Raw genomic sequence first — 22,996 nt, 5'->3', positions numbered from 1 at the left:
AGTTGACATTAAATCGGAAAAGATCGGATGGTACAGTGCGATTAGTTCGTTCCTGGTTTATACTCAAAGCCAAATTGCTTGGCATACTCTTCTATTGAATTTAAGTTCATCTCAGCCCTACGTTTATTGACGTTTTGCTCGTCTTCGATCGGGAAAAATGATCGTTTGCCCGATGGGGCAATACTTACCTGAGAGCCATAGATCTGTTTGCCGGTTTTGGCCACGTTGATGCGATCAATCAGCAGGGCTAGGCTACTCTTCGCCATTTCACCGCTAGCTGCTGCTGCCTGCATTAAAGGCAGGTACATTTCCTGTTCCTGCAGTGGCGAATGCTGGATGATCAACCACGCGGTATTTGCTTGCTGTGGCCCAACTACACGTTTGCCCGGATACCCATATTGGGCCATTATGCGCTTTATACTGATCAAATTCACAGAATCATTATGACTGATCTGTTTCCAGAGTTCACGCATTTGTGGGGAGTTCTGGCCGTAAACGCGCTCCACAGAATCAAGGCGCATACGAGGCTGCTGGTCAGTTTTATGTAGGGTCTCTAACTGCTTTTTAAGCGGTACGTTTAAGCCAAGCTGTTTATCCTTCTGCACAAATAGCGAGTCTACATGAGCGGCTATGACAGGGGTACGCAGCAGGGATAGCTCAGGATAGGACTGTTGGTCGTTCCATACATCGCCAACCGCTTCATAGTCGATGTCAATTGCCTTTTGGAGGTATGCTGTCGCAACGTCATGTTGTCGACATTGATAAGCGCAAGCGGCAGCTCGTATTGTACTTAACGCGCTTTTCTGTGTTATAGCAAACGCTTTTCTGTAGGCGGCCAGGCAACGCTGGCAGTCTCCTTGTTTCAATAACTGCAACCCCTGTTCAACAGCATGAATATAAGCCGTGTCCTTAGTAGAATAAGTGGTCTGAGCAAAGGATTGATGCGCAATGCATAGAACCACGAAGTATAGAGCGGCTACAGAAAATGGGCTCATAAATGGTAACTGTTTGCTGTGTTAAGCTGCTACAAATAGATCAGAGCGCTGTTCTAAGATGTAAAACACTAGTAATCAGTAATGGCTTAACAACGTTAGATCAATCTATTTGTATCTGCCTGGAGCCCCACTAATTATCCACCCCTTTCACCGTTGGGCGGTCGTCAGCGCGGCGCTTTTCGTAGGTTACCTTAAAGCGCGACAGATCAGGTTTGTAGGTACGTTTCCGGGTTAGCTCGTGCTGGTAGATGGTTTGCCCCAACTGATACAGGAACGGCCAGCCAATGGTTTCGTCGTCATACTTATCGTCGTTCAGAACCCCGTCGCTGTTAACGTAGATCACGGCCGATAGCATGTATTCGACCTTGTTCCTAAAATCGGCTACGTACGACGCGTCGGTCAGGAAGCCGTAGGCCCAACCCACTTTGTTGAACACACGAACACCATCGGGCAGGTGGTGCAGGGTATCGCGGAAAAAGAACTTGACGTAGCTGTCGTAGTAGATGTTGGGGTCGTACTTGGGGTAATTCGTTTCGCCCGGCGTTTGCGAGAGGTACTGGTACAGAAAGGAGTAATCGTCGGCTGTCAGGTTGAAGCGCTGCTTTTCGGGGACTGATTCTGGAAATAGCGCCGATTGCAGTATCTGTTGCAGCGATTCGAGCGGGAGCTTATTGCGCATGGTGAAATCGAAGGGCTGTTTCACCAGACTATCGCCTGCGTAATGGGCGTTGCCGAGGCGAGCCACCCGGCTGAAATCGAACGGATCTGTATTGTAAGCGGCGGGCTGGGCGTAAATGGTCGAGCCATCTTTATCGATGAACCGGACGGGGTTGGTATGGCGGTTTTCGTCGGCGTTCATCCGCACGAAGCGGTGTGTAATACGCGTATCGGGATAGCCCTTGGCATGTAAGGCGCGGTTGATCTGTTGCTGTCCCACAAACTCGTACATGCGGCTGTAGGGGTCATTTTCGCTGACCAGAAGCGCTTTCCTGATGAGGTGTGCCACCGACGGAAAACCCGATTCAGCCGTTTTGTCGGTCCACTCTTTCGTCTGTTTGCTATACGCGCTATCGAACTGCATCGCCGTGAACTTGGTGAGGCGCGGGTTCTTCAGGTTATTCAGCTTTTCCAGCGAGAGCAGGGCCAATGGCAGTTTCACCGTCGATGCCGGATTGAAATACTCGGTACTGTCGACCCGGAAATAATAGTTGGTAAACGTTGGCCGGTTAGCCTTATCGCGGTCGATCTGCGTGTAGATGATCTGCACCCGGTATTCATCAGGCCGTTGCATCACCTGCTGAAAAATGGGGCTTTTATTCGCTTTCAGTAGGTTGGCCAGAAACGCGTCAGTGCGTGGCTGGGCGTGTGCCGCTGGCACGAAGCCATTGATCAGCAGAAAACAGGCGAGTAGGGTGACGGGAAGGCGCATGACCTCTAACTAACGCAAAATTTGAATATGATTCACATGCGTTGAAAATGTTGCTTCTTGCTGGCGGGTTGCTTTCGCTGGGCCCTTCGATAGGCTCAGCGAAAGCAACCCGCCAGCAAGAAGCAATACACAGCGCGGTTACCCAATCGTGATCGTGTGCGTAAACGGCGTCAGGCCGGTCAGGTACACGTGCAGGCCGGGGGTACGGAGGGTGCCGAAATGGGTGGCGTACAGTTCACCTTCCAGGCCGGTAAGCTTAGGATTGTCGAACGTACCTGGTCCGAAGCTGATCGAGTCGTTGCCAACCTTATAATTGCCGGTGCCGCTTTCCAGGGCGTAGTTATCGGTGCCTTCGTCGAGTTTTTTTACGCCCGTTAACCGGCCGCCTTCTTTGAAGCAGAGTTCCAGCGTGACGTGTACGCCCGTTACACCCGTGACGTTGAAGGCCAGCGTGTTTGTGCCGTTCGTTTCTTCCACACTAACCGTTACCGCGAGCTTGTTGACGTTGCTCTTGGGGCGGTGCTCAAAATCCATCTTGTTCCAGAAGCGGCCATCGGTACTTGGACTGTGCTTGTAGTTGCCGTCGGCCTTTTTGTACTGGGCTGGCAACGGCTGGTAATAGGGCGCTTCGATGGTGCGTTGCAGCACATACTTGTTCCCAACCTTCGTGATGCCTTCGCTGTGGAAATAACCGGTGCTGAAAAAGTCTGTCGACAGGCGTAGGTAGTTCAGGATGGCCGCCCCTTTCCGGAAGGCGAAGAAGTTGGGGCTATTGGCCCGGCCCGAAGCAATGATCAACGGAAAGTCAGTGCCGCCAAACAAGGTGGTGGTCGTATCGTTGCGGCGGATGCGAACCAGATTTGTTGCCCGGACAAATTTCTCGAAGACAACCGGCGGGCTCTTTGGCGTAGGCGGGGCCTGTTTAAAGAGGGGCTCTTCCAGATAGTAAGGAAGCAGGTCCTTAAGCACCAGCTCATTAAAATCCGGCATTGTTTTGATGAATTCCGCCATAGCCGCAAATTCAGGATTTTTGTCATGAATGGCCATGAAGGTATAATCCTGGAAGTAGTGGTGGTTCAGCAGGTTGATGGTCTGGTACTGATCCTGCCGTCTCGAGGCGTTCGTCACCAGGTCGCCGTTGGGCTCCGTCTGGTAGTAGACCAGATTCAGATTCCGCCGAACCGGCTCCAGCAAGGCCGGCCGTTTCAACAGGCTGGCCATCGTGATCAGCGACCGGTCGACCACCTCCGAGTAAATCATGCTCTGCTCCAGGTAATTGCCTTCCCGGTCGCAGTAAACGCCTTCTGACAGCCACTCGTCGATCCGCTTAACGTACCTGGGGTCGGGATACAGGGCGTTGATTTTTGCCAGGGCACCCGACACGACCCAGCGGTGGTTGGGCGTATGAACACCGCCCGTCCGCATGGCTTCGCCGGCTTTCACGATGAACTGTTTCAGCAGGCTTTTCACCCCGGCCAACGTACCTGATGTAGTCGTGTTCAGGATGGTGGCACCAGCGCAGAGCGGCTCTAAAATAAAAGCAGTGTCGGGTGGAGAGGCCAGATTACCCAAGTCGAGCGTGCCGTCGGCATGCTGCGCTTTCATCAATGCCCGGACGATCTTCTCCAGATAAGGCACCAGCTCGTTTTGCTGATAATAGCCCGACGTTGGTTCGCAGTACGCCGCCGCCAGATTGGCCATATCGAATCCCAGCCGTCGCCTCACTGCGGTGATATCTGACTTCAGGGTATCAAGGAGCCTCCCAACCTCTTTGTTGTTGGCGGCAACGATTCGTTTATAAAAATCGTCTGGTGCCGGAGCGGCAATAGCTGTGTAAGGGGCCAGGCCAACGAGGGTACCGTAAGCGATGCATTGTTTGAGAAAGAGCGCTCTCGAGAGTGGGGGCATGGGTTGTTGAGTAGGGAGAGTGGGTGACTTGTTAGAGTGCCGTTGTCGCTTGCCTGTGGCGAGTGACCACTAGCAGTAGGGCCTCTGGTCCGTTGGTTGAATGATACCAAATGTTGATCGTCAACTGGTTCATTAGTTACCAACGGGCCAGAGGCCCTACTGCTAGTGGTCACTCGCCACAGGCAAGCGACAACGATTAATAACCCGGGTTCTGGGTTAGGGCTGAGTTTACGGTAAAGGCTCCGGTTGGAATGGGGAAGATGCGCTTGTTTACGTCGGCATCGGTTTTGAAACCCCATTTGCCCTCGAACTTACCAAACCGGATCATATCGTTACGGTGCCAGGTTTCCCAGGCAAACTCGCGGCATCGTTCGGCGTAAAGATCGTCCAGATTTACGCTCGTCAACGCGGGTGAGGTAGTCCGGTTAGCCCGCAGTTGGTTCACCAGCGACAAGGCCGTTTGGCCCTGCGTGGCGGCTCCACCGCGAAGAATAGCTTCGGCTTTCATCAGAATAATGTCTGAATACCGGAACACAGGTACGTCATTGTTCTGGTTGCGTGAGGTCGACGAGGCATCGGGGAAAAACTTGATGTTCCGGTAGCCCATATTCCAGGCAATTTCGTCGTTGCCGCAGTCATACGTAGCTACATCCTGCCGGAGCGTGATGTCGGGCGTCAGGTTAACCTGATACGTGTAGGCCGCGCCCCCATCCGATCCGGTGTAGGTCTGGTCGTACCCTTTTTTCGTGGTCGTTACCGTGAGCGGTGTTACGCCGTCGGCCAGGAATTGAAGGCCGGTGAGCCACTGTGCATTCCGAATGTCGTTCGGATCTTTGAAGTTTACGTAATATTCGGGCAGTGTGCTTTCGGGAGCGCTGGGTGTAAAGGGCAGGTTGAACCGCTTCGTGTGCGAACGCGGCACATCGTAACGAGCGTGATACATGTTGCTGTTTGTGCCCGGCAAGGCGCCCGCTGCGGGGTCGTACGGAATGGCGAAGATGAACTCCTTCATCTGCGGACCGTTGTTCGGGTAGAACATTTGCAGGTACGTTGACCGGGGTTCCAGCGAATACAGACCCGAGTTGATCACACTGTCGCAGGCCACCACGGCATCGCTGTAGCGCTGGGTGCCGGTGTAGTATTCCGAGTTCAGGTACATCTTGGCGAGCAGGGCAAAGCCCGTGAATTTGTTGGCCCGGCCATAAATAGCCTGGCCCGATGCCCGGCTCAGGTTCGGTAGTGCCGATTTTACTTCCGACTCGATGAACTTGAATACCTGCGCCCTGGGTACGTTCGGGTGCGCCGTGAAGTCGCCGTAGACCGTGTCGAGGGGGACGTTGCCGTAGAGGTCCATCATCATGAAATAGGCCATCGCACGCACCATCTTCAACTCAGCCAGGTTCATGGGCTTGCCGGGCGTAGCGGCGGGAATGGTCGTGTTCAGGATAGACATGGCCTGGTTGGTGGTGCCAATCACGAGCGAGAGCCAGTTCCAGGTGCTGTTTGTCCAGCCGTGGTCTTTGGTCCAGTTGTGGTAGTGCAGCATCCGGTAGTTCTGGTTATCGAACCAGTTGCCCCCCCGGGCGGGCAGAATGGCCTCATCGCTGCTCAGCGACTGCATGAACCAGTAATCGAGCGAGAAGTTACCGCGCAGGGCGGCATAAGGTGGCCCCGACGCCTGAATGAACTGCGACGTATTCTGCGGAAAAATGTCGGGCGTTAGTGAAGTAGTAATGGGTACGTTAACGTCGTGGCAGGCCGAAAACAGGTAAGTTAACAAGACCAGTAACGTGCCGAAGGAGAGATGCTTTTTCATTGGTTTTCCTGGCTAATGGGTTAGAATGACACGTTTACACCCAACAGAAATGTGCGGGTTTTAGGGTAGAAATTGTTCGAGTCAACACCCGGCGCAAGGCCACCCTGATTGACTTCCGGGTCGATTCCCTTGTAGTTGGTAATCACAAATGCATTGTTGACCGACGTGTAGAAGCGCACATTTCGGATATACTGGCCCAGATTTTTGAGCGTGTAGCCGAGCGTGGCATTGTCGAGCCGGATGTAGCTGCCGTCTTCAATGTAGCGGCTTGAATACTTGAACGAATTCACGTCGGTTGCTTTCTCATCGGCCACGTCGACCAGGATGTTGGTGAACTGGGCGGTGCTGGGGCGAAACAGGTCGGCGCGGGTAGCGTTGAAAATTTTGTTGCCAAAGACGCCCCGGAAGAAGACGTTCAGATCAAGGTTGCCATACCGAAGCGTATTCGTCCAGCCAACCAGCAGCTTGGGTTGTGGGCTACCCAGGTATTTGTAGTCGGTACCGATGACGGGCGTAGTCGTTAGCGTACCGTTGCGGCTCACGTACTGCGAAACACCTTTGTCGTTCTTGCCGGCATACTCGAGCGTGAAGAACTGGCCCAACGGCATGCCTGCTTTTAAAATTTGCAGGGTGCTCCCCGTTTGTCCGGCGCCTTCGGGCTGCGTGATCCTGACGGAGTCGCCGCCTACGAAGAGTGGGTTGGTGAGGCTGTTGATCCTGTTCTCGTTATGCGCCAGATTAAGCCCCGTTGTCCAGCTGAACTTGCCGGTTTGCACCGGGGTAGCGTTCAGGCTAAGTTCAACGCCTTTGTTGCTCATGCTCCCGCCATTGGCAATGATGCTCCCGGCAGGCACCAGCACCGGGTTAACCCGATAGGCGTAGATCATGCCGGTGGTCTCTTTGTTGTACCACTCCAGCGTACCACTTACTTTCCCTTTCAGGACAGAGAAGTCAAGGCCGAAGTTGGTCGTGGCTGTTTTCTCCCATTGTAAGTTCGGGTTGGCGGCCTGCGTTGGGCCGTAAGCCGCTGTTTGTACGCCGTTGTAGTAATACGTACCCAGGCTACCCGAAATAAACTGGGCCGTATAGGCATTGAACCCCGATGAGTTGCCCGTTACGCCGTAGCTGGCCCGGAATTTCAGATCGCTGAACAGGTTCTGGTTCTGCATGAACTTCTCCTGGTCGATGCGCCAGGCTACACCCGCTGCCGGAAAGTAACCCCACTGGTTGTTTTCGCCGAAGACCGAGCTGCCATCGCGCCGGAGCGAACCCTGCACCAGGTATCTGTTCTTGTAATTGTAGTTCAACCGGGCGAAGTCAGAGATCAGGCGTGTTTCCTGGTAAATACCATCAGGGCCGAAGTTGATCCGGTACGACGAAACGGCATAAGGGTTACTCAGCGCAAAGTTGTTATAACCAATGTTATCAACGGGGAAGTTCGTGCTCGACGTCTGGAACCCATCACCCGAGACATTACCCTGCCACGAGTACCCCAGCACGGCGTTGATCGAATGGTCGCCGAATTCCTTGTTCCAGGTGAAGAACGTTTCCAGCACCTTGCGCGTGGTCTGGTAGGTATTACGCAGGGCCGATCCGTTGGTGCCGAAGTTCAGCAGGCTATGGACGAGCGGCGGGTCTGGGTTGTTGTAAAAGTTGGCGCTGTTGTATTGCGTATAATAGCTGGCATATGATTCGCCATGCAGCGAGGTGTTATTCTGATACGACAAATTAATGTCGTACGACAAGCCAAAAGGCAACTGCACCTGCGTAAACAGCGAGCCGACCAGGTTATTGTACTTCGTATTGTCTTTGGCGTAGTTGATCATCGCCACCGGGTTGAAATAGCCCGTGTTCTGAAAATTCTCGAAATAACTGCCGTCTGCGTTGGTCACCGGCGATACGGGCAGGTGGTTCACCATCTGCAACAGCACGTTGTTGCGCAGGGGCGTATTGTTGGCGTTGCTGTTCGAGTTGGTGATGTTCAGACCAAACTTCACTTTGTCGTTGAAGGCCATCTGCTCAACGGCCAGCCGGGCAATAACCCGGTTCAGCGAGCTTCCCTGCAAAATACCCTGCTTGTCGAGGTAGTTGATGCTGGCGCTGTAGGTACTGTGGTCGGTACCGCCGCTGATCGAGATGTTGTGGTTCTGCGAAATGGCGGTGTTGCGCTGAACGGCTGCCTGCCAGTCGGTATTGGCCCCCTTGTCGTCGTTGGGTGAGAACGACTGTCCGTTGGCCGTCAGGAACGCCCGTAGTTGCGTGGCATCCATCATGGCCAGCTTGCTGGATACTTTCTCCAGGCCAACGTACCCACTGTAAGTGATCTGGGCCTGCCCTTTTTTGCCGCGTTTGGTAGTGACCATGATCACGCCGTTGGCGGCCCGGTTTCCATAAATGGCGGTGGCGGCGGCGTCTTTCAACACGTCGATCGAGGCAATATCGTCGGGAGCAATGATCGAAATGTCGGCACCGGGTACGCCATCGATCACGTAGAATGGCCCCTGCGAGCTGTTGATGGTCGAGGCTCCGCGCAGGATCACGGCGGCCGGCGCATTGGGGTCGCCGTTAGCTGAAATGTTCAGGCCCGGCACTTTTCCCTGCAATAGTTGCCCCACGTCGCTGATGGCCCCCCGGTTCAGTTCGTCGGGCTTAATGGTGCTCACGGCGCTGGTCAGGTTCTTTCGCGACTGCGTGCCGTAACCTACCACCACCACTTCGTTCAGCTGCCGGTTGTCGGCACCCAGCACCACATCAATGGTGGTGCGACTGCCCACGGCAATTTCCTGTGTTGCGTAGCCAATAAACGATAGAACGAGTGTCGTGCTGGCGTTGTCATACTGCTCAGGAACCGTTAAACGGTATTTCCCGTCTCCGTCGGTAATGGTGCCCAGACGGGTTCCTTTCAGCACAACGCTGACGCCGGGTAAGCCGCTTCCATTGGCCCCGTCAGTAACCCGACCGGCAATGGCCCGGTCTGCAACCGCCTTTGTTTCCAGCTGATTCACGGTTGCCTGTGCGCCACCATCCCCTTCGCCTGTGCTACTGGTCGCTGGGTTTTTGAACAGCGCAATTTGCTTGCCCGATAGTTCGTAGCTGATGCGCAGTGGCGTCAGCAATTCGCCCAGCAGCACTTTCAAAGTAGCCGAGCGCGAAGCCAGCGCTACGCGCTGGTCAGCCTGAATTTCTTTGGGGTTATAGATGAACCTGACGCTGGTAGTGCGTTCCAGCTGAGCCAGCACGCTTTTCAGGCTTGTGTTGCTGGCCTTGATCAGCACTTGCTGATCGAGTACCTCCTGACCATGCGCCACGTGAGCCAGACTGGTGCTCACGAATAAACTAGCGATCAGGAGTTGTGAAACCGATAGTCTCATGAGGCGAAACAGGGACGGGAATTTACTATAGAGTTTATCCATGAGGTTAACTTGTTAGTTACTCACGGATAGCACGGGCGCTAGTCAGATACTGTATAGTTTGTAATTATTTTTATAAATTCTTTTCAATATCTAGCGGCTACACCCAAATATACCTACTTATTATCACATCCAAGGCTATGGATAATGATCTGCCCGTCAACGATTTCGTAGGTCGATCGCGAGATCCGGCAGACAAGATTTAACTTCTCAAATAAGGATTCGCCGGAGAGGTTGGCCGTAATAAAACAGTTTTTAACCGTCAGCGGATCGTACATCACCGTGAGGCCATAGGTATTTTCGAGTTGCTTAAATACCTGAGCGATAGGTGCTTCGTCGAAAACGTAAGCGTTACTTTCGATAGCCTGAAGAATAAGGGGCTGTTGTACCACCGACTTTACCAGCCGGTCACCGTCTTCGATAAAGGCTACCTGCTGATTGGCCGTCAGCACTACACCTGCCGATTCATTTTTCTGGAACTGACGCGCCTGCCGAATATCGTTCCGGGTATACACCGACACGCGACCCGAGCGCACTTCTACACTAGCGTTTTTACCTACCGCATTGATCAGAAACGACGTACCCAGCACCTGCGTCGAAATCCGGTCGGCGTGCACCCAGAAGGGACGTTTGGGATTTTTGGTGATGTTGAAAAAGGCCTTTCCGGTCAAGTACACTTCGCGCAGAGTAGGTGTAAACTGCCTGGGATACCGAATGGTGCCGCCCGGATACAGCGTAATGAGGCTCCCATCCTGAAGCGCCAGCGCTTGCGGCGCTTTGCCGCTGTTGGTTAGTTCCTGGTAGTCGACGGCCAGCACCGGGCTGATTTCGGCCAGCCTGGCCTGCGTTTCAGAGGCGGGCTGATCGGTCAGGAAGAGGTAACCGAGGCCGAGCATCAGCGCGACAGAGGCGGCCACGGCAAACAGGCGAGTTGGCCAAAGCGAACGTACCCGGTGCTTCCCCTGCTGAATGATCGTGGTTGTCAGATGGGTCAGTTCCTCCTCAGACAGATCCGTGTTTTTTTCTTCGAGTGCATACAGAAAGGACCGGGCTACTTGCACCTTACCGGCCAGATCGGGGTTATCGGCCATCCAGCGCAGCCAGAACGATTCACTCTGCGGATCCCGATGAATGACCCATTGCCGAAAGTGATCGTCCCGGGCAAAGTCGTCAACACTAAATTTCTGGTAATCGGGATTCATGCGGTGTATCTGTCAGGTTACTAATAGATAGCCAAAAAGCGGCTTACATACTTGTTTTCAGGTATTAATTAGAAAAAGATAGACCAGCCACGGCCATCAACAGGATCATGGTAGTCCAGTTTTCCCGGAAACTTTTAAAGGCAACCTGCATCAAATTCGATACCGATTGCGGATTGACGTCCATAATGGCTGCAATTTCATCGCGCTCCAGGTTTTGATAAAAGCGCAGGTAGATCACTTCCCGCTGCCGTTTGGGAAGCTTGTTCAGGGCATCGGCAATGCGGTGGGTCGTTTCGGCCAGGCTTTCCTGTTCGATCAGCGACCATTCGGGCGAAAACTCAACGAAGCTGCCATCCGTTTCCAGATTTACGGAGTCATCGTCTTTTAAAATCCGTTGCCGATAGCCTTCCCGCACGACCCGTTTCCGAACGCAGCTCAACAGGTAGGCCCGCACGCTATCGGGCGTACTGATGCGGTCGCGGCGGTTCCAGATTTCGATGAAGACCTCCTGTACACAGTCTTTAACGAAGGCCTCGTCCTGCACGAATTTATAGCCGTAGTGCTGCAACGGATTGAAATAGCGCGTCAGTAGTTTGCCAAAAGCCAATTCGCTACCGTCCTTCAACTGTTGCCAGAGTTGAATATCGATATGGACAGGATATGGATTTGTGCGTATTGCCATAGGTGGGTGCTAAACGACATTACTCAAACTGAAAGGCAAAGTACGTACAGGGTTTCTGGGTGTTGTTGGTGATGTTGTGCGGCACGTTCGACTCCAGGTACGTCAGATCGCCCGTGTTGTTGGGAATCAGTTTACCATATACGCTCGATTCGGCCGAGTTGTTGACCATGATCAACATTTCGGCGGCGCGGTGCGTATGCGGCGGGTGACTGGCCAGGCCGCTATTTAGCGTAGTTACGTGCATTTCGAACCGTTTGGTCATCGCCGTAGCCCGGTCGAACATACGGCGAATGCCTCCTTTGTCGTGCGGCTGAAACGGCACCTCTTTCCAGTCGATCATCAGTGAGCCGCCCGCTTTCTGGCCCCGCGTCGAATCAACCGGCTCTTTCGATGCGTAGCGCATCACGTAATAGGTGGCAGGTACGTTGCCTTTGTTCTCGAACCCATGTTCATCGCCCGGCATGATCAGGGCAACGCTGTTGGGGCCAAGGGTCGCGGTTTTGCCGGCAATCGTGACGGTCAGTTCACCCTCTTTAATGATGATCAGTTCTTCATCATCGTGCTTGTGCGCCGGGTGTGGTGCCTGATGCGCGGCCACGGTTGTAGTATGCACTTCGATATGCTTGAAGTCCGTGGCGCTGCCTTCCAGCAGTTTCCGCTGCTCAGTACCCGGTTTCTTCACTACAGGGGCGTCTTTCCAGGCATATACGGTAGACACAATTGGCTGGGCCAGCAGCGGGATAGCCGGTAGCAGGAAAAGGAGCGCAACGAAGAGTCGGGTCATAAAAAGTAGATTCACAGAGCAGTATGCCAGTCAAAGCAGGTAGCGTCTGTGAATCTAATGGTTAGGGATCTGTGCGTTGTTGTTAGTGGTCTGTTACGTTCATTTCTAAACCTTAATGTGCCATGCTTTTGTCATCCCGACGCCAGGAGGGATGACAAAAGCGCGGTTATACATCGTTTACGGATTAAATTGAAAAGGTACTACTACCCCTTACTGCACCGCCTTCGTCAGTGGTGTATATAGAGCCGATATAGAAATGCCCTTCGCTGATTTAATAAACAGCTTATTCAGCGGTTTTTCAGGAAAGAAGATATCCGTCATGACCGTAAGTCCACCATCGGCAAACAGTTCGACGGAGGCCAGATCGGCCAGCAGGGTAAACGATAGGTTGTAGTCTGTCGAAATGCGTGGAGCGCTATGGCGTTTGCCAAACCCCTTCTCGAAATCCGTTTTCCCCGCTTTCGACCGGTCGACGTAGTAGGAATTGGTGCTTTTTTCGTAGCCGATCACCAGTTCATTTCCCTGTTCATTAGCGAGCACAACGCTGAAATCATTGGCCGCTGGAACAGAAAGAGTGAGTTTGAACAGCGCTGACTTCTGGCCGGTTTTGGCTGATACGTCGAACTGGCCCTTCACAGGTACGTTGCTCAGCGAGACTGTTTTGCCGTTTAGCTGGTCCAGCTCTTTTATGGGCATCGAGGTCAAATACAACTCCTTGTCCACGGCTCTCAACGCCAAGTCGCGCGGAACGGTATTGGCGCTGCGCCAGGGATCGGTAGGTACGTCGCGGGCGTACTGCCAGTTGCTCATCCAGCCCATCAGGATGGTCCGGTTACCCGTGTTTGAAAACGTGACACCCGCATAATTATCGGTGCCGTAGTCCATCCATTTCGTTTTGGTAGAATACGGTCTGAAGGTTTTACCGTCGAAATCGCCCACGAAATATTGCGTGGCCGACCCGCCGTTTGGACCGCCGGGATTGATGCTGACCAGCAACACCCACGCCTGCCTGCCGTTATGGGTCATGGGCAGCAAATCCGGGCATTCCCACACGCCGCCGTGTGCCCCCACTTCGTTGCCAAACTCACTTTCACGCGTCCAGTTCTTCAGGTTCGGTGATGAATAGAACGTGATCCGGTCTTTCGTCGCCAGGGTCATGATCCACTTCTTCTGCGGTTCGTACCAGCGCACTTTTGGGTCACGAAAATCGGTGATGCCGGGGTTAGGCAGTACCGGGTTTCCGACGTATTTCGTCCACGTTTTGCCCTCGTCGAGGCTATAGGCCAGGCTCTGGTACTGAAACTTGTCCGACTTTGCCTTTTCCAGCTTGTCATTATGGTGCGTGAAAATGGCGACCAACGGCGTTTTTCCGTCCTTCCCGAAGCCACTCGTGTTGTTGACATCCACTACGGCACTACCCGAGAAAATCCAGCCGAGGCTATCGGGGTACAGGGCGATGGGTTGTTCCTGCCAGTGAAGCATGTCTTTGCTGGTAGCATGCCCCCAGTGCATGGGGCCCCAAACGGTGGCGTCGGGGTAATACTGGAAAAACAGATGGTATGTCCCGTTCAGGTAAACCATCCCGTTTGGGTCGTTCATCCAGTGCGCTTTCGGCGCAAAGTGGAACTGGGGCCGGTGGGGTTCAGCACCGGCCTTTGCCTGCCCCAGCGCTGTGTGACTGAGGGTGGCGAGAAGAGCAATGAGGGTGAGTACGTTCTTCATGTCGGGTTGGGTGTTGGATGAAATAGTGTGAGGTTTTTTGACATTAATTGCTCGTTGTCGCTTGCCTGTGGCGAGTGACCCGTATCGATAGGGCCTCTGGCCCGGTGGTAGCTGCTGAAACGAGCATATGCTGAAAACTGGTGAAGTTTAACGCCCGGGCCAGAGGCCCTATCGATACGGGTCACTCGCCACAGGCAAGCGACAACAAGAGAGCAGCGCAGTAGCCCCCTTTAGGGGGGGGTAAAACCGTTCCAAAAAGAAACGTGGACCTTGTGCAGTCCACGTTCTCACTCTTCCAACTACTTCATCATAGGTTACTAATAAACAACTGAAGGGTCTGATCAGGCAGCACTGGCCATGTTGTATTGACTAAGGATTGTTTGTTCAGTGAATGACGGGGTTGCGCCGGGTTGCGTACCCACGTAAGCCCCCGCCGCGCAGGCAAACGCAAGCGTTTGCTGCGGCCTTTCGCCCTGTACTGTTTTATGGATGTAGGCCGCCAGAAACGCATCGCCACACCCGATGGTATCCTCCACCTCAATCGGGAAACTTTCCTGCCGGGTGAAGCCTGATTCGTCGAGCAGAATGGCTCCGTCGTCGCCCAGCGTTACGCAGAGAGCCTCCAGATTGAACCGGTCGCGGAGTTGCCGCATCGCCCGTTGCAGGTCCAGGTCGTGGCCAAACCAGTCGGAGAGTTCCAGTATTTCATGCTCGTTCAGCTTGACAATATCAGCCTGGTGCATCAACTCATCTACTGTTTCCCGGTCATAGTGCGGCGCTCGGAGGTTCACGTCGAATATTTTCCGGGGGGCCACGTCCAGCAGTTCGCGCAGCGTTTCGTAGGTACGTGAACTACGGGCGGCCAGGCTACCATAAATGAACAGATCGCTTTGCTGAACTGCTTCGAGCATGCCCGGTTGCAGTTGAATGTAATCCCAGGCAACAGGCTGCACAATGGTGTAGACCACATCGCTACTGTCTGACACGTTGGCCTGTGCTACGCCCGTCGGGTACGTATCGCTCACCTGCACCAGCCCGGTAGGAATATTTTTTTGTTCCAGGAAATCGAGCAGTTCACGCCCCAGTGCATCGTTGCCTACGGCGCTGATCAGTTGCGCATCCAGGCCGAAGTTGCGGAGGTCGGCGGCTACGTTCATGGGTGCGCCACCGGGCTGCTTGCTGGTGGGCAGCACATCCCACAGGATTTCGCCGAAACAGGTGATTTTCTTCATGACTATCAGTGCGCAAAAACAGTACGTTCAATCTTTTCCAGGCTGGTTCCTTTCGTTTCGGGCATGATGCGCAACACAAAGACCAGTTGCAATACCATCATGACAGTGAAAAACAGAAAGGTGTTGCCACCGCCTACCTTTTCAGATAAGTACGGAAACGTGAAGGTGATGATCGCCGCCATGATCCAGTGCGTAAAGCTGCCGAGTGCCTGACCACTGGCCCGCACCTCGTTCGGGAAGATCTCGGAGATGAACACCCAGATAACGGCTCCCTGCGAAAAACCAAAGAAAGCGATGTAGCCAAACAGCAGGAAGGGAACGGTCATGCCGCTGAACTCTTCGGTATAGAAAGCCCGCGCTACCAGCCCCAGGGTGATGATCAGGCCCACCGAGCCAATTTTCATCAGCGTTCGGCGACCGTAGCGGTCGATCAGGTTCATCGAAATCAGGGTGAAGATCAGGTTGATCAGCCCAATGCCTGCCGATGACAGCAGCGAGGAGCTTTTGCCCAGCCCCGTCATCTCAAAAATACGGGGCGCGTAATAGATGATGGCGTTGATACCCGACACCTGGTTGAAGACCGCGAATAGCACGGCCAGCATGATCGGTGTTTTATAATTGCCTGAGAACAAACGGGTCGAGGCCGAGGGTTCGGTATGACTCTGCTGGATCGCCAGCAGGGTGTCTTTTGCCGTGTCGGGGTCAATCAGGTCGAGTACCTGACGGGCTTCTTCAACCGGATCGCCAGACCGCTGCCCTTTTCTGAGCAACAGCCAGCGTGGACTTTCGGGAATGTTCAGTACCGTGATCAGGAAAATCAGCGAGGGCAGGGCCTGTATGCCCAGCATCCACCGCCAGGGTTCGCTGCCTACGTCTGACAGTAGATAGTTAGACAGATAAGCGACCAGGATGCCCAGCACCACATTGAACTGGAACATACCCACCAGTCTGCCGCGCGACTTGGCGGGCGAAATTTCGGTGATGTACATGGGCGCCGCTACCGACGAAGCCCCAACGCCCAAACCACCCAGGAAACGGAAGAGGAGGAAGATTGACCAGTTGGGAGCCAGCGCCGTGCCGAGCGAAGCCAGCAGGTAGAGAACGGCGATCCAGAACAATGTTTTCTTACGACCCAGCGATTCGGCGGGAATCCCACCCGTCATGGAACCAATCACCGTGCCGATCAACGCAATGGAAACCGTCAGGCCGTGCTCCCATACAGTCAGGTGCCAGAGCGATTGCAACGACTGCTCGACGCCAGAGATAACAGCCGTATCGAAGCCAAAGAGGAAGCCCCCCAAAGCGGCCGTGATCGACCAGAAGAAAATGCGTTGTTTCTGACCCATGATTGACGCAAACTGTCCGTAGTGGACTTTGTTTGTGAATCAAAACTAGCGTAGGTACACCGGGCGCTCTTTCAGTAATCGTTCAATTTATTTCAATGGAAAGCTATGTAGTTAAGCTATTGACAGTGAACTAGTTGTTTGTATCGACAGCAAGGCGGTTTTTCGGTTTTGACACGCCATTTTCTGATTTTGTTGCACGTTGCAGGCTGGATAGGCTGCTCACTTTAGTGTAGTTGCTTCGCGAGCTAGGCCCTTCGACCCCGCTCGCGAAGCAACTACAACGCGAAGCCCTGGATTACCTTACAGCTTCGTTAGCTGAATGGCGAAACCGCCGCCGTTGGCCAGACGCAGGTTGAGTTTCGTTTGGCTGGTGACGCGCTTCTTTTCGATCGTGTACGCTTCCGGGTTTGTTTGCCAGTCGGCGTTGTCGGCGTCGCGGTAGATGGTGGCTTCGTAGGTTTTGCCGGGGTCCAGAAAATTCAGCGCCAGCGGGAGGGTCCGGCTGTTTTCGTCGGTGATGGCGCCGACAAACCAGCTGTCTTTGCCTTTGGTTTTACGGGCAATCATCAGGTAGTCGCCGGGTTCGGCAGCCAGTACGTTGCTGTCGTCCCAATCCACCGGTACGTCGCGGATGAACTGGAAGGCGTCGAGGTGCTTTTCGTAATTTTCCGGCAAATCAGCCACCATTTGCAGTGGGCTGTAGAGCGTGATGTACAGCGCCAGTTGTTTGGCCAGTGTAGTTCTGACCCGTTGCGTACGGGCTGGCTCGAACTGGTTGAGCTGGAACCGGAAAAGGCCCGGTGTAAAATCCATTGGTCCGCCGAGCATCCGGGTGAACGGTAGAATAGTGGTGTGTTCGGGCGTGATCCCCAGCGTAGGCGCATTGTTGAACTCGCTACCCCGCGCGGCTTCGCTGGCCATCCAGTTTGGGTACGTCCGGTGCAGTCCGGTTGGGTGCGCCGACTCGTGCGAATCGACCATGAGCTTGTATGTCGCGGCTTTTTCGGCCACCCGCTGGTAATGATTCACCATCCATTGGCTGTCGTGGTGTTCGCCACGCGGAATGATTCGACCAACATACCCGGTCTTCACGGTATTGATTCCCTTATCAACCATGTACTGAAAAGCCGCATCCATCCGGCGTTCGTAGTTCGTGACCGAGCCCGACGTTTCGTGGTGCATGATCAGTCTGATTCCTTTTTTCTGCGCGTAGGCCGTCAGTGAGTCAATGTTATAGTCGGAGTAGGGCGTCACGAAGTCGAAGACCTCCTCTTTCCAGTTGCCGAACCAGTCTTCCCAACCTTCGTTCCAGCCCTCCACCAACAGGCCATCGAATCCGTTTTTCGCCGCGAAGTCGATGTATTTTTTCACATTCTGCGTATTGGCGGCATGCTTTCCGAGGGCTTTCGCCCAGTTGCCTTTGCCAATGTGCATTTCCCACCAGACGCCCATGAATTTCTGGGGTTTTATCCACGACGGATCGGCAATGACCGAGGGTTCGTTCAGGTTCAGAATCAGCTTCGACGCCACAATATCGGTAGCCTTATCGCTGACAATGATCGTTCGCCAGGGCGTTTTTGCGGGGGTTTGCAGGTAGGCTTTGTTCCCAACGGCGTCGGGCGTCAGTTGTGCCTGTAACGTCAGCGTCTTTTTATTGAGCTGCAAGTGCATGATGGGGTAATTCAGCACGGCAGCTTCATACAGGCTGATATACAGGCCATTGGCCGTTTTGAACAGCAGCGGCGTTTGAATGGCATGATCGCCGATAACCGACTGGAGTGCGATGTCTTTCTCCCGTTTAATGGCGGCCAACGCCGCCACCTGGCTCAGTTTGGTCGTGTTATACAGGTATTCGTTCGAGTCATAATCGCCCGGCATCCAGAACGTCTGATGATCGGCCGACAGGGCGAACTGGGTCAGTTCGTCGGCTACCACAAAGTGCGTAAGCGCTGGTTGCTGCGGAAACTCGTAGCGGAAGCCCACGCCGTCGTTGAATACCCGGAAACGTACCTGCATACGAATTCCCGACCCCGACTGCTCGGCTAGTGTTACCAGCAACTCCTTGCAGTGATTTCTGATCTGGCTGGCTTCGCCCCAAACGGGCTTCCAGGTGTCGTCGATAGTCGCCGAATCAACGGCCGCGATGGTGAACCGCCTCAGCGATACCTGGGGCTTGCTGAGGGAAAGCCCCAACGTCGAGGGCTCAATGACTTTTTTGCCTTTATACGAAATACGATACGTCACGTTGCCAGCTGCCGCCCGGCTGACTGCTAACAGGACTGACTGATCGGGTGAGGAAATGGTGAGTACAGACTGGGCCGCCAGGCTTTGCCAGCACAGCCAGAAGGCAAGGAAAATGAACGGTTTCATAGGTTTAGATAGGTAAGTAATTGGGTAAAGTATTAATGCGCTGTGGCTTGGAGGGGGTGCTGCTTCGCTAGTCGAAGGGCCACGCGTCAGCAACACACGCAACATGGACACTGTGAGCCCATGCACATAGGTTACGCTTTCACCGGCGATTTGCGGTATTCGGATGGCGTTTTCTGGGTGTGCTGTTTAAAGAATGTAGTAAAGTAAGCGGCTGAATTGAAGCCTGTTTCGTCGGCAATCTCGGCCATAGGTTTGGTGGTTTCGCGAAGGAGGTGTTTGGCGCGTTTCAGCCGCACTTCGGTCAGGTAATCCATTACGTTCATGTTGAGCAGGGCCTGCACTTTGCGGTAAAGCTGCACCCGCGACAGCCCCATATCACGGCTTAGTTTCTCGACGCCGAAGCCCGAATCGCCCAGATTCTGCTCGATCAGCGCGGTTAGCTCGTTCAGAAATTTCTTGTCCTGCCGGTTTCCGCCCGTGCCCGACTGCGATAGGAAATCAGAGGCGTAGCGGCGTTGCCATTTTTCGCGGTTTGCCAGGGTTGTGCGCAGCGTCTCAAGCAGGTATTGCGTGTTGAATGGCTTCGTGATATAGGCGTCGGCGCCGACGCGTGTGCCTTCAATGCGTTGCTCCATCTGCCCTTGGGCCGTCAATAAAATTACCGGGATGTGCGACGTGCGCAGGTCGGCCTTAACGCGCTGGGTCAGTTGCAGGCCGCTCATGCCGGAGAGCATGATATCGCTGATGATGAGATCGGGAATGACGTCGAGGGTACGTTCCCAGCCTTTTTCAGCCGATGCCTCGGCAATGATCTCAAACTCGTTGCTCAGCCGGGTGCTCAGGAAAGCACGCAGGTCGTCGTTGTCTTCAATGACCAGCAACGTACCCAGCTGCCTGGCCGACTGGGGGGCTACCTCGTCGGTATCGTCATCGTCCAGGTCGATCAGCGGCTGTTGGCGCGTTGTTAAGCCGGTCATTTCGCTGGGCGACAGGTGCTGATTGCCCAGCGGCAGCAGCATCGTGAAGGTAGTACCCTGTTCTTTCTCTGACTGAACGCTGATCTCGCCCTGATGCAGCTGAATAAACTCCATCGACAGAGCCAGCCCCAGCCCTTTCGAGAGATTGAATGGGCGGCTGCCGCTGAAGAACAGGTCGAAGGCGTGGGCCTGCTCGTCGGTGGTCATGCCTTCGCCATTGTCTGTTACCTGAATCTGCACCTGTGCATCGAGTACACGGAGCCGAACATGAATCAGCCCGCCGCTGGGGGTATATTTGAAGGCATTCGACAGCAGATTGACAAAGACTTTGTCCAGTTTTTCACTGTCGAACCAGGCGGGCAACGCGGGCTGGGCTGGCATGAATTGCAGGTCGATCCGGCGTTTTTTTGCGTTGGGCAGGAAATCCTGAACAATATCCCGAATGAAGGCAACCAGATCCTGCTCGGCCGTATGCAGGCGCTGTTTCCCGGCGTCCGTTTTGCGTAGGTCCAGCATCTGATCAACCAGCCGAAGCAGGCGGTACGCGTTTTTCTGCACCAGTACCAGGTTGCTTTTCAGGTCGTAAGGGCTGACTGTCTTTTTGTGGAGCAGTTCTTCCGTGGGCGTCAAGATCAGGCTCAGCGGGGTGTTGAACTCGTGTGAGATGTAGGAATAGAACCTGAGTTTTTCTTCAGTAGCCAGCCGGGCTTGTGCCGACACCACTTCGATCTGGTTTTTCTGGTCCAGAATCTCCTGATTCTGCCGTTCCAACGTCTGGTAGGCGGTCTGTTTCGATCGGTACAGGTATAAGGCCCAGCCACCGAGCAACATAACCACAAGCAGACTGGCCAGGGTGAAATACAACGCGTTTTTCTGGCTGCTATAAATCTGGTTCAGGTCGTCGATTCGCTGCTGTTGCTTTTCAATGTCGACCTGCTGCTCTATTACTTTTTCGTTCTGCAGCTTCATGATGCGCACATTGGCCGAATCGATGAGCGTAATAGGCAGCTTGTTCTCCCGTTTGAATGGCTGTTTCTGCAAAATGGCCATAGCCGCCCGAATGGCTTCTTTACCGCCGGTTGGGTACAGTACCGTGGCGCTCAGAACACCCCGATCAACCAGGTCGATGCCTTCATGCTGACCGGGAAGCCCATCAACGCCAATTAGTTTAACCTGCTTCTCCAGCCCGAGCTGCTGACAGACCTTATAAGCTTTGAGGGCGGTACGGTCATTCTGCGCGAAGATGAGCTGGATGGTCGGTGTCGACTGTAGTAGACCGGTTAACTTTTCGGCAAACGAGCGCTTGTCCCAGTCACCCTCCAGCTTGGTAACCAACTGAATGCCCGGATGCGCACCGATCGCCTCCATAAAACCGCGATGCCGGTCAATGTCGGCCGAAGAACCCGGCGACTCGCCAATTTCCACCACATGGCCCGTTCCCCGGAGCAACTGGTTGGCATACAGACCGGCTGTGCGGCCCACCTCCACATTGTCGGCCCCAACGTAGGCCGTGTACTGATCGGAATCGGTCCGGCGGTCGAGGATGATGACCGGAATACCCTGCTGATACGCTTTTTCAACAATGGGCGTAATGGGCCGGGCCGCGTTGGGCGAAACGATCAGTAAATCAACTTTCTGATCAATAAGGTCCTGAATTTGAGTGACCTGCCGTTCACTTTGGCCACCAGCATCTTTAACGATGAAGTCGACGTCGGGGTAGAACGAGAGTTCACGATTCATGCCGGCGCGCATCGTTTGGCGCCAGGTGTCGGCTTCGGTGCGTTGCGAAAAGCCGATTCGGAAGGTCTTGTCTGAGTCAGTTGGCTGGCAACCAGCCAGTAACAGCCAACATAAACAAAAAAAGTGATTCCTCTTGCTAATGAATTCGCGCAGGTACGTTACGTTATATCGGATAAGCCTGGCGAGTAGACGATTCATGAACGGGGAAGACGTGTTCTTGTATTGTCTAAATATAATTTATAATAAATACGTGAGCAGAATTAAGGGTGCTTATTTTCCCGTTTTACCCCAGGCCCAAAACCGCAACGGCGAACTGCCCTGAAGGTAGTAAAGCTTCGTCGGGTGAAACAACTTATTACCCGGAGGCTACACCTCCACCAGCATGGCTCCGTAGGAGTAGCCGCCACCGAAGACTGTGACAACAATGCGCTCGCCTTTTTTGAAGGAATCCCAGTGTTCGGAGAGGGCAATGGCACAGCCGGCGCAGCCTGTGTTGCCAAGGTACTGGATGTTGGACAGCAGTTTTTCTTCGGGAAGCCCCAGGGTTTGCATCACGTTGCGGCTAATGCGCAAATTGGCCTGGTGAGGCAACACATAATCAACATCGGCGGCCGTCAGGCTGTGGCGCTCCAGAATCTGGAGGCTGGCCTTGGGCATATAGATACAGGCGTTCTGGAACACGTCGCGGCCATAAGGCATAATAACGCCTCTCACCAGGGGTTGCAACACCACGGCTTCAACGGCTTTACCGGCATGGGCTGCGCCGCCGGTCAACAGGCCTTTGATGGTGAAATCCTGCTCAGACTGCCGTTCTTTGGTAATCAGCAAGGCGGCGGCACCATCGCCCCAGAGGTGACCCGATACGGTATCTTCTTCGTTATAGTAGGCCGTATTATGCTCCGAAACGACCACCAGCGCCCGGCTGGCTTTGTTCAACGCAAAATAACCCTCCACAATCTCAATGGCGTTGAGCAACGACGAACAGGCCGACGAAACAGACACGGTGGGAATGTCAGCAATGCCCAGATGATGCTGTATGGCGTGAGCCAGCGTCACAATGGTATCGTGGGGTGTATACGTAGCGCCAACAATCAGGTCGACGGTTGAGAGATCGGTCTTCGCCTGCAAGCGCGACACGACTTCGATCGACATGGTGTTCGTATTCTCATCGGGGCTGGCCTTACGCCGTTCACTAATTCCGGTCCGGGTAGTGATCCACTCGTCGGATAGGCCGTTGAGCTGTGTAAAATGGTCATTGCCCACTATTTGCTCGGGCAGATAGTGACTGACTGCGTGAATAAACATGTGCCGGTTAACTTGGCTTCGAAGAGAACAACTGAAAATATCCCGAAAGTTAAAATCTTCCTGGAAGACGTGGTAGGT

14 protein-coding genes are annotated in these 22,996 nt (G+C 54.0%); all 14 read right to left on the bottom strand.

The features are described 5' to 3' along the window. Positions 1-41 precede the first annotated feature (41 nt). Positions 42-995, bottom strand: a complete 954-nt coding sequence (locus tag ACAW75_RS01855) for a DUF6624 domain-containing protein (RefSeq protein ID WP_370726961.1) — start codon at positions 993-995, stop codon at positions 42-44. Between the two features lie 130 nt (positions 996-1,125). After that, on the bottom strand, positions 1,126-2,424 hold the full coding sequence (locus ACAW75_RS01850) for a serine hydrolase (RefSeq protein WP_370726960.1): 1,299 nt from the start codon (positions 2,422-2,424) through the stop codon (positions 1,126-1,128). A 138-nt stretch (positions 2,425-2,562) separates the two neighbouring features. Next, on the bottom strand, positions 2,563-4,332 hold the full coding sequence (locus ACAW75_RS01845; protein ID WP_370726959.1) for a hypothetical protein: 1,770 nt from the start codon (positions 4,330-4,332) through the stop codon (positions 2,563-2,565). A gap of 196 nt (positions 4,333-4,528) precedes the next feature. Continuing rightward, positions 4,529-6,148, bottom strand: coding sequence for a RagB/SusD family nutrient uptake outer membrane protein (locus ACAW75_RS01840; RefSeq protein WP_370726958.1), 1,620 nt, complete (start codon positions 6,146-6,148; stop codon positions 4,529-4,531). 20 nt (positions 6,149-6,168) lie between these two features. Next, complete coding sequence (locus ACAW75_RS01835) at positions 6,169-9,561, bottom strand: SusC/RagA family TonB-linked outer membrane protein (RefSeq protein WP_370726957.1); 3,393 nt, start codon at positions 9,559-9,561, stop codon at positions 6,169-6,171. Between the two features lie 113 nt (positions 9,562-9,674). Continuing rightward, positions 9,675-10,760 (bottom strand): FecR family protein, encoded by a 1,086-nt coding sequence (locus tag ACAW75_RS01830; protein WP_370726956.1) that lies wholly within the window; start codon positions 10,758-10,760, stop codon positions 9,675-9,677. A gap of 64 nt (positions 10,761-10,824) precedes the next feature. Next, positions 10,825-11,442 carry an RNA polymerase sigma factor gene (locus tag ACAW75_RS01825; protein WP_370726955.1) on the bottom strand — a complete coding sequence of 206 codons (618 nt, stop codon included), beginning with the start codon at positions 11,440-11,442 and terminating at the stop codon, positions 10,825-10,827. Between the two features lie 19 nt (positions 11,443-11,461). Beyond that, positions 11,462-12,226, bottom strand: a complete 765-nt coding sequence (locus ACAW75_RS01820; protein WP_370726954.1) for a cupin domain-containing protein — start codon at positions 12,224-12,226, stop codon at positions 11,462-11,464. A gap of 210 nt (positions 12,227-12,436) precedes the next feature. Further along, entirely contained in the window at positions 12,437-13,948 is a 1,512-nt protein-coding gene (locus ACAW75_RS01815; protein ID WP_370726953.1) for a glycoside hydrolase family 32 protein, read from the bottom strand. Positions 13,949-14,289: 341 nt separating this feature from the next. Next, positions 14,290-15,180 carry a carbohydrate kinase family protein gene (locus ACAW75_RS01810; protein ID WP_370726952.1) on the bottom strand — a complete coding sequence of 297 codons (891 nt, stop codon included), beginning with the start codon at positions 15,178-15,180 and terminating at the stop codon, positions 14,290-14,292. Between the two features lie 5 nt (positions 15,181-15,185). Then, complete coding sequence (locus ACAW75_RS01805) at positions 15,186-16,526, bottom strand: sugar porter family MFS transporter (protein WP_370726951.1); 1,341 nt, start codon at positions 16,524-16,526, stop codon at positions 15,186-15,188. Between the two features lie 300 nt (positions 16,527-16,826). Beyond that, the gene (locus ACAW75_RS01800; protein WP_370726950.1) at positions 16,827-18,896 is read right to left on the bottom strand and encodes a glycoside hydrolase family 97 protein; all 2,070 of its coding nucleotides are present in this window, start codon (positions 18,894-18,896) and stop codon (positions 16,827-16,829) included. Between the two features lie 131 nt (positions 18,897-19,027). Then, positions 19,028-21,811: a substrate-binding domain-containing protein gene (locus ACAW75_RS01795; RefSeq protein ID WP_370726949.1), complete on the bottom strand. Its 2,784-nt coding sequence runs from the start codon at positions 21,809-21,811 to the stop codon at positions 19,028-19,030. A gap of 168 nt (positions 21,812-21,979) precedes the next feature. Continuing rightward, on the bottom strand, positions 21,980-22,918 hold the full coding sequence (locus ACAW75_RS01790; RefSeq protein ID WP_370726948.1) for a 3-oxoacyl-ACP synthase III family protein: 939 nt from the start codon (positions 22,916-22,918) through the stop codon (positions 21,980-21,982). Between the last annotated feature and the right edge of the window lie 78 nt (positions 22,919-22,996).

The sequence above is a fragment of the Fibrella arboris genome (assembly GCF_041321095.1).
Lineage (GTDB): Bacteria > Bacteroidota > Bacteroidia > Cytophagales > Spirosomataceae > Fibrella > Fibrella arboris.
This window is presented reverse-complemented; position numbering and strand designations above follow the sequence as displayed.

Excerpts from the sequence above, each read along its gene's own strand:
- ACAW75_RS01855 (WP_370726961.1), bottom strand. The coding sequence starts at position 995 with ATGAGCCCATTTTCTGTAGCCGCTCTATACTTCGTGGTTCTATGCATT.
- ACAW75_RS01850 (WP_370726960.1), bottom strand. The coding sequence starts at position 2,424 with ATGCGCCTTCCCGTCACCCTACTCGCCTGTTTTCTGCTGATCAATGGC.
- ACAW75_RS01845 (WP_370726959.1), bottom strand. The coding sequence starts at position 4,332 with ATGCCCCCACTCTCGAGAGCGCTCTTTCTCAAACAATGCATCGCTTAC.
- ACAW75_RS01840 (WP_370726958.1), bottom strand. The coding sequence starts at position 6,148 with ATGAAAAAGCATCTCTCCTTCGGCACGTTACTGGTCTTGTTAACTTAC.
- ACAW75_RS01835 (WP_370726957.1), bottom strand. The coding sequence starts at position 9,561 with ATGGATAAACTCTATAGTAAATTCCCGTCCCTGTTTCGCCTCATGAGA.
- ACAW75_RS01830 (WP_370726956.1), bottom strand. The coding sequence starts at position 10,760 with ATGAATCCCGATTACCAGAAATTTAGTGTTGACGACTTTGCCCGGGAC.
- ACAW75_RS01825 (WP_370726955.1), bottom strand. The coding sequence starts at position 11,442 with ATGGCAATACGCACAAATCCATATCCTGTCCATATCGATATTCAACTC.
- ACAW75_RS01820 (WP_370726954.1), bottom strand. The coding sequence starts at position 12,226 with ATGACCCGACTCTTCGTTGCGCTCCTTTTCCTGCTACCGGCTATCCCG.
- ACAW75_RS01815 (WP_370726953.1), bottom strand. The coding sequence starts at position 13,948 with ATGAAGAACGTACTCACCCTCATTGCTCTTCTCGCCACCCTCAGTCAC.
- ACAW75_RS01810 (WP_370726952.1), bottom strand. The coding sequence starts at position 15,180 with ATGAAGAAAATCACCTGTTTCGGCGAAATCCTGTGGGATGTGCTGCCC.
- ACAW75_RS01805 (WP_370726951.1), bottom strand. The coding sequence starts at position 16,526 with ATGGGTCAGAAACAACGCATTTTCTTCTGGTCGATCACGGCCGCTTTG.
- ACAW75_RS01800 (WP_370726950.1), bottom strand. The coding sequence starts at position 18,896 with ATGAAACCGTTCATTTTCCTTGCCTTCTGGCTGTGCTGGCAAAGCCTG.
- ACAW75_RS01795 (WP_370726949.1), bottom strand. The coding sequence starts at position 21,811 with ATGAATCGTCTACTCGCCAGGCTTATCCGATATAACGTAACGTACCTG.
- ACAW75_RS01790 (WP_370726948.1), bottom strand. The coding sequence starts at position 22,918 with ATGTTTATTCACGCAGTCAGTCACTATCTGCCCGAGCAAATAGTGGGC.